The following is a 13675-nucleotide window of genomic DNA, read 5'->3' as shown; positions in this document are numbered from 1 at the left end:
GTGCTGGGGAGTTGGGGGCGGGGCGGCGTGCCGGCGGCGGGCGTGGCGCAGGGCGTCGGCGGTGAAGACGATCAGCGCGAGCCAGACCAGGGCGAAGCCGGCCAGCCGGGCCGGCGGCATCGGCTCGTGGAAGACGAGCACCCCGCAGCCCAGCTGGAGGATCGGGGCGAGGTACTGGAGCATGCCGAGCCCGGTGAGCGGCAGCCGGTTGGCCGCCCCGGCGAAGAGCAGCAGCGGGATCGCGGTGGCCGCGCCGGCCGCGACCAGCAGCACGGTGTGCCCGACCGAGATCCGGCCGAAGGCGGCGCCGCCGGTGGCGGCGAGCCAGCCCAGGTACGCCAGCGCGGGCAGCGCCAGCACCGCCGACTCGACGAACAGGCCCTCCGCGGCGGGCAGCCCGAGCCGCTTCTTGACCAGGCCGTACCCGGCGAAGCTCAGGGCCAGGGTCAGCGCCAGGTACGGCAGCCGGCCGTAGTCGACGGTGAGCACCGCCACGGCCAGCCCGCCGACGCCCAGCGCCGCCCACTGCGCCGGGCGCAGCCGCTCGCGCAGCACGGTCACCCCGAGCAGCACCACCACCAGCGGGTTGATGAAGTAGCCGAGGGCGGTCTCCACCACCCGGTCGGAGTTGACGCCGTAGATGTAGGTGCCCCAGTTGATCGCGATCAGCGCGGCGGCGGCACCGATGCCGGTCAGCGCGCGCGGCCGGCGCAGCAGCGCGCGCAGGAAGCCGACGTTGCGCAGCGCGGCCAGCAGCAGGGCGACGAAGACCACCGACCAGACGATCCGGTGGGCCAGGACCTCCAGCGGCCCGGCCGGGCGCAGCAGCTTGAGGTAGAGCGGGAAGAATCCCCACAGCAGGTACGCGCCGAAGCCGTAGAGGTATCCGAGGCGGAGTGGCGTCACGCCTCCACCGTAAGGGGCGGCTGGTCGCCCGGCTCCTTGCCGGTGACCGGGCTCACCGGCTGGTCCCGCCGGTCGAGCTGCAGCCAGCGGTGCGGATCGGTCATCGGGGTGAAGCCGACCTTCTCATACACCGCGTGGGCGTCGCGGGTGGCCAGCAGGATCCGCCGGACGCCCAGCCCGTCGAGGTGGTCGCGGACCATGCCGGCCAGCCAGGTGCCCAGGCCCCGGCCGCGTTCGGCGGGGTCCACGTAGACGTCGCAGAGCCAGGCGAAGGTGGCCCGGTCGGTGACCGTCCGGGCCACCGCGACCTGACGGCCGTCGCCGGGGCGGTACACGCCGAACGGCACCGAGCCGGCGAACGCCTTCGCCATCGTCTCCCGGCTCCGCCCGATCGCCCAGTACGCGTCGGTGGAGAGCCAGCGGTGCACCAGATCCAGGTCGATGCGCTCGGGATCGGTGCTGAGCAGGTAGCCGTCGTGGCGGGTCAGGGTGAGCACCCCGCCACGCTAGTCCGGCCACCCCGCGCCCGCGCCAGCCAATTCCCCTGAGCTGTCGGGCCGCCCGCCCGGTCGCGTCAGTCCCGGTCGAGGAGCGCGCCGAGGATCCAGGTGACGATGCCGACGAAGAGCGCGCCCAGCACGGCGGCCGGCCAGAACCCGTCCACGTGGAACGGCAGCTCCGCCTGCTCGGCGATCCAGCTGGTCAGCAGGAAGAGCAGCCCGTTGACGACCAGTGCGATCAGCCCGAGAGTCAGCAGGTAGAAGCCACAGCCGACGGTCTTGATGACCGGCTGGAGCACCGCGTTGACCACGCCGAAGATCACCGCGACGAGGATCAGCGTGGTGACCGTCTCGGTGGCGGAGTCCGAATCCAGCGTGATGCCGGGGATGAGCAGCGTGGCCAGCCAGAAGGCGACGGCCGTGCTACCGAGCCGGATCAGCAGCCCTTTCAGAAAACCCATGGCGGGGATCGTGCCACGCCGGGGCCACCGGGGGAACCCGTGATCTCTGGGGACCCGACGTCCTCAGCGGCGCGCGGGGCGGCCGATCAGCTGCGACTCGATCGGGGTGGGAGAGAGCAGCGCCCAGCGCAACGCCCGCCGGTTGACCACCGCGACCATGTCGTCCCGGATCCGGGTCAGCCACTCCGCGGAGCCGCCGAGCCCCAACGCGGTGCCGGCCAGCGCCGCCTCGGTGCGGTCGAGTGGTTGCAGTACGGCCAGGTCGGCGCGGCCCAGCGCGTCGGCATCCGCCGGAGTCAGCTCGTCGCGGACCAGCAGGGTGGCCCGCCACGGCGGCCCCGGCTCCGGCTCCGACGGGTTGGGCCCGGCGTCGACCACCACCAGCAGCGGTCGCAGCGGTGAGCCCGGTTCGCCGCCGACGGGCCGGCCCGGCGGGAGCACCGGGATCGTCCCGCCCGGTGCGCCGACGCCGCGGACGAACGGTTCCCAGCTGGCCGGGCGGGCGGTCTGCACCACCACCCGGGCGCCGAGCGCCAGGGCTCGCAGCGCCACGAGCTGCGCGGCGCGGACCCCGCCGACGAGCATCACCCGGGTGTTCTCCGGGCGGAACAGCCGGATGGCGACCGCGCCGCCGTGCCGGTTGGCGCCCACCATCAGCCCCGCCTCGCCGGCGACCAGCTCCAACCCTTCGGGCGCCGGCCCGGGACCCCCGGCGCCGGCCACCGCGAGCGGCAGCGTGCCGGCGAGCCCGGACAGCTGCTCCCCGTCGAGCCGCTGCACCTCGCCGCCGGCGTCGACCACGGTCCCGCGCAGCGCCTGGGCCGCCGCCGAGAGCTCCGCCGCGGTGCCGGCGGCCAGCCGTACGGTCAGCTCGGTCGGCGCCGTCGCAGGGTCGGCGCCGTGCCACGGCCCCGCGCACAGCGACACCGTGCTGGCGCTGGCCGGCAGCGTCAGCAGCCGGGACGCCAGTCGGCGGCCGCCGTCGGTACGCGGGTCGGGCCAACGTCGTAGCCGGAAGGTGGTCTGGAGCAGGTCCCCGCAGCGCACCGCCTGCCAGGACTCCTGGACCGGCCGGTCGTCGTGGTGGGCCAACTCCGCCATCACCCGCAGCGCCGCGTGTTCACCGAGCGGCCGGGCCGGGGCCGGCCCCAGCCGGCGGACGATCCGGCGCACCGTGCCGGAGAGCGCCCGGCGCAGATCCTCCCCGGCCCAGCCGTCGGCCCGCAGCACCCGCACGGCGAGCACGACCCGGTCCCGACCGGCCAACCGCCCCTCGGTGAGCTGACGGTACGACGTGGCGACCGTGCCACCGGCCGCGGCGCCGGCCGGCGCCGGTGTCGCGGTGAGCAGGAGCTGGACGCGGACCGGCGGGCTGTCCGGCGTGGCCGCCGGCAGCAGCGACGCCGGGTGGGGCAGCGCGCGTGGACCGTCACCGAGCAGGTCGGCCGGATCGCCGATCTCCAGCAGGGCCACCATCCCGCTGGCGTCGTCCAGCACGGCGGCCGGCACGCCGGCGAGCTCGACCGGGCACACCACCGCGCCCGGGTCGACCAGCTCCAGTAGCGCGGCCGGCCCGGCGGCCGGCGGAAGTGCCCGGCGGCGGGTCAGGTAGCCGACGCCGGTGCCCAGCCACTCGAAGAGCCACCGCCCCCGCAGCCGCACCCAGGCGACCGGCAGCAGCAGCCCGGCGACCGCGACGGCGGCCAAGGCCGCCAGCGCCCCCCGCCCGGCACCGGCGGTGAGGACGGCCACGGCGACCTGTGCGGCGACGACCTGGCCCGCCCGCACACCGGCGCGGGACCGGCGACCGGCCGGGATCCACTGTGGGGGAAGCGGGGTGCGGCGGGCCGCGACGGCGACGTCCGGGGGCGGCTGCGGGGCACGGCCGCTGGCCGCCCGGTGCGGTCCCGCGGTGGTGGTGGCCGTCACCCGACCTCCTCAGCCGATCACTCGCCGCGACATGGGTGCAGCCCATGGTAGCGGCGGGGCGGACCGCGGGTCGTCCCGGTTGTCCACAGGGGAGCAACTGGGGTAGCACAACGGCGACCGGGCCGCTACCGTCAGCGACGAGTTCCGCTGACCCCCACGCCCGCCGCGCTCGACCCCCGTCGGCAGGAGCGGCGGTTCCCCGAGCGGCCGCGCGGGCGGCCCGCCACGACCGAGGAGACGAGGTGACGTCCCGGGTGTCCCAGACCCAGGCAGAAGCCGCGGTGATGCAGCAGACCGCCGCGAAGTTCGAGCAGGTCGACCAGTCGTTGCAGTCGATGCTGAGCAGCCTGATGGCCGAGCTGGAGGTGTTGCAGCAGGCCTGGCGCGGCGCCGGCGGGCGGTCGTTCGAGCAGGTCAAGCAGCAGTGGGCGCAGGATCAGGCGACGCTGCAGCGAGCGCTGCGGGAGACCGCGATCGCGATCCGCACCGCCGGCCAGCAGTACGACGTCTCCGACACCGAGGCCGCCAGCCGGGTGGCCACCACTAACCGTGGCGGCATCCAGCTGCCCCTCTGACCCGGATAACCCGGAGGGAGACATCCGATGGACCATGGTGTGCTGGTCGTCAACTTCGCCGCGTTGCAGCAGGCCAGCGCGGACATCCAGAAGGCGCTGAACACGCTCGACTCGCAGCTCGGGCAGCTGGAACGGGACGCCGCCCCGCTGGTGGCGGGCTGGTCGGGCGAGGCCCGGCAGGCGTACGAGCAGCGGCAGGCCCGGTGGCGGTCCGCCTCGCAGGACCTGCAGGCGATGCTGCGCGACATCAAGCTCGCGGTGGACGACTCGGCCGCCGACTACCTCGACACCGAGAAGAGGAACGTCGGCCTGTTCCAGTGACGCCCGGGGTGGGGGCGGCGCCGGTCCAGAGCGGCCGGGCCGCCCCCACCGATCGCGTTGCCCCACGAGGTGGAGGCCCGGTGCCGCACGCGGCGGTGGCCGCGGGCTGCGACCCGCCGCTCCGGGCGGCGGTCGCGGTCAGGCCGGGCCGGCGGGTCGCCACCGCCGTCGGGCACCACGGGGCGCCATCACGGTCAGCAGCGCCGCCGACGCCACGGCCGCGGCGCCGACCGCGGCCACCAGCAGGGCACGTTCCCGAGCCGTGGCCCGTCGCGCCCGCTGCGCCACCAGCGCCGGGTCGGGCCGGTCGTCGGCCAGCGCCGTGACCTGGCCGGGGCGTCCGGCAATCCGGCCGCCGGTCTCGGTGACCGCCCGGTACGGGTTCAACACCCCCGCGCCGTACCCGCCGCCCCGGCCGTCGCCGGGCGCCGGATCGGCGGTCGCGAGGATCCGCTGCGCCACCTGCGCGGCGGCCAACTCGGGCCGGTACTGGCGCAGCAGGGCGGCGGTGGCGGCCACGAAGGGCGTCGCGTAGCTGGTGCCCTCGACCCGGTGGTGACCCTGGCCCGGCGCGGCCGTGAGCACGTCGCTGCCTGGGGCGACCAAATCGACGTACGGGCCGGTCTGGGAGAAAGGTGCCCGAACCCCGTCCGCTCCGACCGCACCCACCCCCAGCACCCCTTCGTACGCCGCCGGGTAGGGCCGGGGGTCGCCACGGTCGTGCAGGTTGCCCGCGGCGGCCACCACGACCACGTCCCGGGCCACCGCGTAGCCGACCGCCGCCCGCACCGCAGGGTTGTCGGCGTACAGCACGACGGAGAGGTTGAGCACGTCCGCGTCGTGGTCGACGGCCCAGCGGATCGCCCGGGCGAAGTCCTCCGCGCTGACCGTGCGCCCCGACTCTCGCCCTTCGACGACCTGCTGCTCGCTGACCCGCACCGGCAGGATGCGGGCGCCGGGAGCCAGCCCCTGGAAGGCCACCCCGTCGCGGGGGGCGGCCGCGATGATGCTCGCCACGCCGGTGCCGTGGCCGGCGCAGTCCCGGCCCCCGTCACCGTCGGGGTCGAGCAGGTCGGTGCCGTCGAGGACCCGCCCGGCCAGCTGCGGGTGCCGGATGTCCACTCCGGAGTCGACTACGGCCACGGTCACCCCGGCGCCGGTGGCCAGCGTCGCCAGCCGCTCAGGGGCGTACCGCTGCTGGGGCCAGGGCGTCGCGGCGACCGGCCGGACCGGGGTCAGTGGGGCTGCGCACCCCGGTGCCTGGGCGACCGGCGCGGCCAGACCGGGCCCGGCGTGGCCGGTCACCGGTGCGGCCGGGACGGCGGCCAGGGAGGTCAGCAGGGCCGTCGTGAGCGCCGCCGGGAGAGCCACCGGGAGCCGGCGCGCCGGGGACCAGGACATCGACCGCCTCCGTATCGTGTCGACTCCGGAACGGGATGTTATCGCCTTCGGTGGAACCGGGCGCGCCGCCGCCGGTCCAGACCATTGTGATCTTGTTACTACCTTGTAGGTTGTACGCGATGCCTATGGGCCTGTTCGCGGGAGGAGAGGTGGCCGTGACCGAATGGGAGCCGGCCACCGAGGCCGAGGCGGCGATGCGTGACGCGCTGCGCGCCAACGACCAGCAACTCTACTTCCGGATCCTGGCCCGGACGGAGCTGCTGCTGCCGGTCTCCGCGCAGGCGCTCGCCGGCCAGGCACCGGTGGGCTGGGGCACCTGGACCACCGGCGGCCGGACCCACGTGCTCGCGTTCACCTCCCCTGCGGCGATGCGGTCCTGCCTCGGGGAGAACGCCGGGACCAGCCGGCGCAGCAGCTATGCCGACCTGGCCGGCGGCTGGCCCAACCACGAGTGGTGGCTGGCGGTCAACCCGGGCCTGCCCATCGAGGGCTACCTGCCGGCCTGGTTCGTCTCCCAGCTCGCCCGCGGCGACGTCCGCCTGCCCGGCCGCACGATGGGAGCGCGGGCCCGCCTGGAACGGGCGGAATCCGTGGCCCGGGCGAGGGCCACCGCGACGACCAGCGGTCCCGCCGCATCGGACGGGCCGACCACCGGCCCGCAGGGGCGGTCGCCCCGCGCCGGGGCGGCACCCACCAACGGCGTCCTGGCCCGGTCGGAGGTGCCCGCCGCGTCACTGGCCCGGGTGCCCGCGCCGGCCCGGGCGGCGGAGCGGGTGTCGCAGGCGTCCCCACCCCCGCCCGACCCGGCACGGCGGCCGGGGCCGGCGGCCGGTGACGGGGCGGCCGGCGAGGCGATCCGGGCCGTTGCTCGTCGCGACGATCCATCACCTCGCCCGGCCACCACCGCCGATGTGCCGGCCGACCGGCCCGTACCGCCGCCGCTCGCCCCGCCCGGCCCGGCCGTCGAGCGCCACGGGGTCCGGCCGGCGCAGGACCGGCCGGCCGGCGAGGGCGCGCGTCCAACGTCGACGAACGGCCACTCCGGCGGGGAAGCCGAACGCCGGTCCTTCTTCGAACCGGCGTCCGGCCGGGGTTCGGCGTACCAGGGGGAGGTGCTCCGCTCCGGTGATCGGGCGGTGCCGCCGTCCCGCATCGCCCGCGGCGCCCAGCCGTTCCCCCGGCGCCGACCGCCGATCGAGCCGACGCCGGAGGGGCCGACGCACCCGTTCCCCGTCACCACGCCGACCGGGGAGCCGACCCGGGCCTTCGCGGCGCCGGCCACGGAAACCACCCCGCCGCCGCCCCGGCGGCCCGATCCGTCGACCGACGAGAGCACCCAGGCCTTCCCGGCTTCCGCCGGCCAGCCACCGGGGTACGCCGGGCGCCGGCCGGGCCCGGACGACGCGGCGACCCCGGCGCTGCCGCGCCGCCGGCCGAGCCCGGCGCCGGGGGACCCGACGGAGGAACTGGCGGCGTCGATCGCGGAGCCGGTCTCCGGGCCGCCCGCCGCTCGCCGTGGCTTCACGCCCATCGTCATCGAGGGCACCATCATCGACTCGCGTGACCTCCCGGGATCGGACGACGGCGATCCTGCCCGGCCGAAGCCGCGCGACGCCGGTCCCGGCCCGGTCGCCGGGGAGCGTTCGCTGTTCACGCCGGCCACCGGCACCGACCCGACGGCTCCCGGCACCGGATCCGCGTCTCCGCCGGGCCCGGTGGCCGCGCCCAGCCTGACCTGGACCGAGTCGCCGTCCCCGGCGACGGCGGACGGAGTCGAGCTGGCCAGCGCCGCGTCCGACCCGGCGCCGACCGCATCCGGCAGCATCGGGGCGGGAGCGCCGCAGCCCGCTCCCGCCGTGGCGGACGAGCCGGTGGCGCCGTCCCCGGCCGCGCCGGTGGTCGAGTTCCAGCCCGCCAACGAGGTCGAGGAGAACCTGCTCGACGCGGCCGGCGCGGGCAGCACCGACACCTTCCTCTCCACCCTGCTGCTGGCCCGGGTGCTGCTGCCGGTGGCCGCCGACTCCGCGCCGGGCAGCCGCCCCGGGGAGCCGGGCTTCGTCTGGCGTACGGAGGAGTCGGACGGCGAACGCTTCGTGGTGGTCTACACCTCGCCGGAGCGGCTGGCCGACCACACCGACGCGCCGGTGGAGACGATCAAGGTCAAGTTCGTCCAGCTGATCCGTCGCTGGCCGGACGAGTCCTGGTCGTTCGTGGTCAACCCGGGCACCCCGGTCGGGGCGAAGCTGCCCGGCGAGCAGATCGTCGCGCTGGCCAACTGGGCGGCGGAGGTGGGGCTCGGCGACGACGCGGGCAGCGAGCCGGAGGCGCCCCCCGCCGCCGAGAAACCCGCCGCCCGTCCCCGGTACGCGCCGCCGGCGTCCGACCCGACCCGGCCGGTCGTCATGCAGAAGGCGGTCGCGCCCAGCCAACTCGCGTACTACCTGGAACGGGGCTACGACCGCGTCTCCGGCTTCGTGCACCGGGCGAACGAGCTGGCCCACCTGACCACCCCGGGTCAGCTGTACGACGCGCTCGGGCTGGGCTACCCCGAATCGCCCTTCGGACGGGACGCCGAGGAGATCTACGTGCTGCGCTGGCCCGCGCACCGGCCCAGCCTCTACCGGATTCCGTACGGCGGGCAGAACGAGGCGGCGATGCGGGCGATGGAGGGCTGGGTCATCGAACGCGCGCCCTTCCGCGGCAACGGCTTCGCCCCTGGCGAGAGCAGTGACGTGGTGGCCGAGTTCAAGGTGGACAGCGCCCGGTTGCCGCACGGCGCACAGCTGTGGCGGATCGGCGCGGACGGCACCGAGCGGCTGGTCGCCGTCCTCGACACCGACACGCTGCTCTGGCGACAGGTCGGTGAGGAATGATGCGGGACGGGTACGTGGCCCGCTGGCGCGGGCGGGAGTACCAGGCCAGCCCGGACGGCGACGACATCCGGCTCTACCAGCCTGAACCGGCCGAGGGCTTCGAGCAGGTCCGCCCCGGCCGCTACGTCCGGGTGCTGCCCGCCAGCGAGGTGGAGGACCTGACCTACGTGCGGACCACGTGCACCTGGCAGGGGCAGCCGTTCATCGTGCTCGGAGAGCACGACGGCTGGCTGCGGGTGGAGTACACCGGCGGGCGCTGGCCGGTGGCCCAGGCGCTGGGGCTGGAGGTGTTCGACTTCGGGGTCTACCAGGGCTGGGCGCCCGCCGCCGAGGTCGCCGACCTGCGCGAGCAGCGGGTCTGAGGGCGCTGCTCAACGCCGACCTCCGCCCGATCCGGCGGGCTCCGCCTCAGGACTTCGTCCAGCGCAGGATTTCGCCGAGCACCACGTCCCGGGCCTCCACGTGCGGGAAGTGCCCCACGCCGTCGAGCAACCGCCACTCGTAGGGCGCCACGACGTACCGGCCCGAGCCCTGCGCGGTGCGCGGCAGCGAGGCGACATCGCGCGCGCCGTGCAGCTGGAGGGTCGGCGTGACCAGCGGCTTCTGCATCAGGCGGACGAACCGGTAGCCGTGCAGCCGCAGCACCGAGCGGAACGCCCAGCGGTAGCCCTCCAGCGCGCAGAACGCGGCCTGCGGGATCAGCATCGCCTCCCGGCAACGCCGGGCGTACGCCGCGAAGTCCGGCCCGGTCACCCAGCGCGGGCCCCCCCACCGGCGCAGGATCTCCTCGACCGCCGCCGCGTCGTCCCGGGTGAGCACGTGCTCGTAGCGGGGCAGCTGGAACTTCAACGTCGGGGTCGAGGCGGCGAACTGCCCACGCGGGTCGGCGAAGATGGCGGCTCGCAGGCGCAGCGGGTGGGGTGCGCCGAGCACCACCAGCCGGTGCACCAGGGCCGGGTGGAACGACGCCACGGTCCACGCGATCAGGCCGCCGGCGCCGGTGCCCACCACGGTGGCCGAGCGTTCGCCGAGAGCCCGGATCAGCCCGGCGATGTCGGCGGCGAGGGTGTATCCGTCGTACCCCCGGGGCGGCTTGTCGCTGGCGCCGTAGCCGCGCAGGTCGACCGCCACCGCGCGGAACCCGGCGTCGGCGACCGCCGGCAGTATCTCGTGCCAGGCCCACCAGTGCTCGGGGAAGCCGTGCAAGAAGAGCAGCATCGGGCCGGTGCCGGCCTCGACGACGTGGAACCGGCTGCCGTTCGCGCCGACGAACCGGTGCGTCCACGGCCCCTCGGTGAGGACGCGGGACTCGTCGACGGGCTCGCCACGCTGCTCGGTCATGGCAGACAGCCTAGGACCCCGACGCCGGTCGGCCCGGCGGGCGGCCCGGATCGCCGGCGCCGGCCGATCGGCCGCTCAGCCGACGGGGCTGATCCGCACGATGCTGGCCGGGGTGCCCGGGCCGCAGTCCACGGCCGGATCGGCGGGGCCGACGGACACCCGGACCCAGCTGCCGGTGGCGAAGGTGCCCATGCCGGGGCCGTGCAGCGCGTACTCCCGGCCGTCGTCGGTGACCAGGCCATAGCAGGGACCGGCGCAGCCCCGGGTGATCCGTCCGGCCAGCACGCCGGCCTTGCGCAGGTCGGTGGGCTGGCTCGGCGGGCCGCTCGGTGCTCCGATCGTCGGCGGCGTGGTGGCCGACAGCGGGGGACGGGTCCGGCCGGCGGGTGCCGAGGGGCTGGTGCCGCCGGATCCCGGCAACGTCGGACCGGCGGACGGGCCGGCCGGGGCGGGCTCCTGCTCGGGCACCGGTGCTCCCTTCTCGCGTGCGGCGCAGCCGGCCAGGGTCAGGGCAAAGGCCAGGCTCGCGGCGGTGACGGCGGTACGGGTCGTGGATGGCACGCCGATCGGACGCGCCGGACGGGGTCCCCGGTTCCCGTCCCGGCACCGCCGCCAGCGTGCCGCGTTCCAGCCGACGTGGTGGATGCCGCGTTCCCAGCCGACGTGGTGGGTGCCGACAACGGGCGATGCCCGGGCAGGTCACCTGCCCGGGCATCGCGTGGTGTTGCTGATCAGCGGATCAGGAGAAGCGGACCTTGACGGAGGTGCCGTTCTGCTCTAGGACGCGGATCTTGGTGCCGGTGGCGGGGAGCTTGACGCCGTGGTTCGGCAGCTCCGCGTACCAGTACTGCTTGGTGTCGTCGAACAGCGGCTGCGCCGCCTGGCCGCGGATGTACTGCGGCTGGCTGTTGAGGTGCAGCGTGAACGAGTCGGCCTTCTTCAGGCTGAACGGAGCGTCGTAGACCTGGACCCGGGCCCGCCAGGGCTGGCCGGTCAGGTTGTAGATCGGCCGCGGGCGCGCGTCGATGTACAGATTACGACCCTCACCCGGGTGCGCGAACGTGTCGTTGTCCGCCCACCGCAGGTTCCAGTAGGAGATCAGCAGGCCCTCCTGGTACGCGTAGTGGTCCACGTAGTCCGGGCGGGTGTTGGTGTAGCCGAAGAAGTACGGACCGGTCTTGAGGTACTTGTCGTACGAGACGTACGACCGGTTGCCGGCGATGTAGTAGTTGTCGAAGAGCCGGGTGTAGGTCTCCTCGACGATGTCCCAGCCGTTGAGGGCCCAGTCGCCCGCGCCGGTCTCGCCACCGTCGGCGAGCAGCGTCTGCCCGTCGGCGGTCACGGTGACCGCGTCACCGTAGAAGCCGCCCTCAGCCACGCCACCGTCGGTCTGGTAGCGCAGCCGGAACTGCGCCACCTTGCCCGCCGCGACGTCGAGCGGGATGGTGATGTCGACCCACTCGCCGTTGCTGCTGCCGTCCAGCGCCGGGCGCCCGGGGGAGATCTCCGGCAGCGGCTGGCCGTTGACCGTGCCGTTGAGCGGGGCCCAGGTCTGGCCGCCGTCGACCGACGCCTCGAAGAACAGGTAGTCGTACCCGGCCTCGATGTCGTAGCGACCCTTCATCGACAGCGACGCCGACGACTTCCCGGTGAGGTCCAGCGTCCGGGTCATCGTGTTGTTCAGGTCGTCGTCGTTGCCGGAGAAGAACTGCTTGGTGCCCTCGAACGGCTTGCCATTCTCGAAGGTGTACTCCCGCTGCGGGAGCACCACCACGGCGGCCTGCGCCTTGTCGGAGTTGTACTCCTGCGGGCCGAGGGTCATGGTGCGCTTCTGGCCCGCGACGACCACCTCGTAGTCGAGCCAGCCGAGCTGGAGCTTGTTCCAGGCGCCGAGGTCGCCGCCGCGCTCGCCGATGCCGCCGTCGTTCTTGGCGCCGAGCCGGCTCTGGGCCATCAGGGTCCAGTGCTCGTTGTTGTTGTCCCCACCGCTGAGCACGTTGTAGTCGTCCGGCAGGCCGAGGTCGTGGCCGTACTCGTGGTAGAAGACGCTGCGGCCGCCGTTCTCCGGCTGGATGGTGTAGTCACCGATCCAGATGCCGGTGTTGCCGATCTGGGTGCCGCCGGCCGGGAAGTTGGCCGGGCCGGTGGAGCCCTGGTCGGACGCGAAGGCGTACCAGCGGTGGCTCCAGATGGCGTCCTCACCCTGGTGCGGGTCACCGTCGGCCTCGTCACCGCCGGAGTGGACGATCTGGAAGTGGTCGATGTAGCCGTCCGACTCGTTGAAGTTGCCGTCGGAGTCGTGGTCGTACCGGTCCCACTGGTCCATCGCCTTGACGTCCGCGGCGATCTGGGCGTCGGTGCGGCCGGCGGCCTTCTGGTCGGCGACCCACTGGTTGGCGGCGTCGCGGACCAGCGCCCAGGTGTTGGTGCAGACGTTGCTGGCGCACGGGAAACCGCCGGACCGGCCGTAGCGGGCCTCGTTGTAGCGCACCTTGACCCAGTCGGTGACCGTGCCCTCGACGCTGTAGCGACCCGAGGACTGCGCCTCGTAGTACTGCTTCAGTGACTCGTCACCCGGCCCGGTTCCGAAGTAGAGCTTGCGGTAGTGGTCCGCGTTGTAGTCCGGCTGCCAGACGGTGGAGTTGTCCACCGCGCGGTTGGGGGCCGGGATCTCGTTGTGCAGCGGCCCGTCGAACCGGGTCGGGCCCGGCGTGTCCGGGTCGGTGTCCTGGTCCGGGTAGTTCGGGTGCCGATCGTTGCCGAACTCCGCGAGGATCACGAAGATCCGGTCGGTCTGCTCGCGGGAGAGTTCGACGTACTGGTCCTTCGTCTGGGCGGCGCCTGCCCTGGCGGAGCGGGCGGTGGCCCCCTCCGCCTGGGTCTTGCCGACCTTGACTACCGTGCTGCCGTTGATCCGCTGTGCCTTGGCCCGGCCGGAGAGGACCTCGCTCAGGCCCTCCTGGCGCAGGGCGCGGCGCTTGTCCTCTAGCGGATTCGGCAGGTCGTGGTCGACATGGGCGGGCTCGGCAGCCGACGGAGCGGCCGTCGGCGACTTCGGCTGTGACGCGGCGCTGGCGGACGTGGCGCCCGCCAGGCCGGTTGCGGTCAGCGAAAGCCCGAGCAGACCCACTGCGACTTTGCGCACGTGGTACCTCCGGTGTGAGGGAACCGGCCCAACGGGGGTACGGGCCGGTGGATCGGTCCACGGGTGGGACCAATGGTGAACATAGACACTGGTGGGACCTGTGGGAAGACGCCCACGTCGATTTGTGGCAAGAATTTGTTGAGAATGCTTTTCACCGTCACACCCCGGGTCTTCATCCACGGCCCTGACCAGGATGGACACGTCACGGGATGGTGAAGTGACG

At 74.4% G+C, this 13675-nt stretch carries 12 protein-coding genes; 4 read left to right on the top strand and 8 right to left on the bottom strand.

Annotation, left to right across the window (positions count from 1 at the left end; translation table 11 throughout):
- The 4 genes from rarD to eccE form a co-directional block, all read right to left on the bottom strand.
- Positions 1 to 906, bottom strand: a 906-nt coding sequence (gene rarD, locus C1I99_RS07800) for an EamA family transporter RarD (protein ID WP_111133528.1), incomplete at its 3' end; no start/stop codon positions are given.
- A complete protein-coding gene (locus C1I99_RS07795; RefSeq protein ID WP_111133527.1) occupies positions 903 to 1403 on the bottom strand; it encodes a GNAT family N-acetyltransferase in 501 nt (166 codons plus the stop codon). The genes rarD and C1I99_RS07795, both read right to left, overlap by 4 nt.
- 77 nt (positions 1404 to 1480) lie before the next feature.
- The gene (locus tag C1I99_RS07790) at positions 1481 to 1867 is read right to left on the bottom strand and encodes a phage holin family protein (RefSeq protein WP_111133526.1); all 387 of its coding nucleotides are present in this window, start codon (positions 1865 to 1867) and stop codon (positions 1481 to 1483) included.
- Positions 1868 to 1930: 63 nt separating this feature from the next.
- Complete coding sequence (gene eccE, locus C1I99_RS07785) at positions 1931 to 3796, bottom strand: type VII secretion protein EccE (RefSeq protein ID WP_199562040.1); 1866 nt, start codon at positions 3794 to 3796, stop codon at positions 1931 to 1933.
- Between the two features lie 254 nt (positions 3797 to 4050).
- On the opposite strand from eccE, the gene C1I99_RS07780 reads away from it, so the two are divergent.
- Together C1I99_RS07780 and C1I99_RS07775 are read left to right on the top strand one after the other, a co-directional pair.
- On the top strand, positions 4051 to 4371 hold the full coding sequence (locus C1I99_RS07780) for a WXG100 family type VII secretion target (RefSeq protein ID WP_111133532.1): 321 nt from the start codon (positions 4051 to 4053) through the stop codon (positions 4369 to 4371).
- A gap of 27 nt (positions 4372 to 4398) precedes the next feature.
- Complete coding sequence (locus C1I99_RS07775) at positions 4399 to 4692, top strand: WXG100 family type VII secretion target (RefSeq protein ID WP_111133525.1); 294 nt, start codon at positions 4399 to 4401, stop codon at positions 4690 to 4692.
- A gap of 138 nt (positions 4693 to 4830) precedes the next feature.
- Here the strand turns inward: C1I99_RS07775 and mycP are convergent, their stop codons facing one another.
- The gene (mycP, locus tag C1I99_RS07770) at positions 4831 to 6093 is read right to left on the bottom strand and encodes a type VII secretion-associated serine protease mycosin (RefSeq protein ID WP_111133524.1); all 1263 of its coding nucleotides are present in this window, start codon (positions 6091 to 6093) and stop codon (positions 4831 to 4833) included.
- A gap of 155 nt (positions 6094 to 6248) precedes the next feature.
- Between mycP and C1I99_RS07765 the strand changes: the two genes are divergently transcribed.
- Together C1I99_RS07765 and C1I99_RS07760 are read left to right on the top strand one after the other, a co-directional pair.
- The gene (locus tag C1I99_RS07765) at positions 6249 to 8966 is read left to right on the top strand and encodes an SseB family protein (RefSeq protein ID WP_111133531.1); all 2718 of its coding nucleotides are present in this window, start codon (positions 6249 to 6251) and stop codon (positions 8964 to 8966) included.
- Positions 8963 to 9328, top strand: coding sequence for a UCP033725 family protein (locus C1I99_RS07760; RefSeq protein ID WP_111133523.1), 366 nt, complete (start codon positions 8963 to 8965; stop codon positions 9326 to 9328). Before C1I99_RS07765 ends, C1I99_RS07760 begins: the two co-directional genes overlap by 4 nt.
- Before the next feature lie 46 nt (positions 9329 to 9374).
- Here C1I99_RS07760 and C1I99_RS07755 read toward each other — a convergent pair whose 3' ends face one another.
- The 3 genes from C1I99_RS07755 to C1I99_RS07745 all read right to left on the bottom strand — a co-directional run bounded on the left by C1I99_RS07755 (position 9375) and on the right by C1I99_RS07745 (position 13437).
- The gene (locus C1I99_RS07755) at positions 9375 to 10307 is read right to left on the bottom strand and encodes an alpha/beta fold hydrolase (protein WP_111133522.1); all 933 of its coding nucleotides are present in this window, start codon (positions 10305 to 10307) and stop codon (positions 9375 to 9377) included.
- Between the two features lie 75 nt (positions 10308 to 10382).
- The gene (locus C1I99_RS07750) at positions 10383 to 10868 is read right to left on the bottom strand and encodes a hypothetical protein (RefSeq protein WP_233512395.1); all 486 of its coding nucleotides are present in this window, start codon (positions 10866 to 10868) and stop codon (positions 10383 to 10385) included.
- Positions 10869 to 11046: 178 nt separating this feature from the next.
- Entirely contained in the window at positions 11047 to 13437 is a 2391-nt protein-coding gene (locus C1I99_RS07745; RefSeq protein WP_111133521.1) for an immune inhibitor A domain-containing protein, read from the bottom strand.
- Between the last annotated feature and the right edge of the window lie 238 nt (positions 13438 to 13675).

The sequence above is a fragment of the Micromonospora deserti genome (assembly GCF_003236335.1).
GTDB lineage: Bacteria > Actinomycetota > Actinomycetes > Mycobacteriales > Micromonosporaceae > Micromonospora > Micromonospora deserti.
This window is presented reverse-complemented; position numbering and strand designations above follow the sequence as displayed.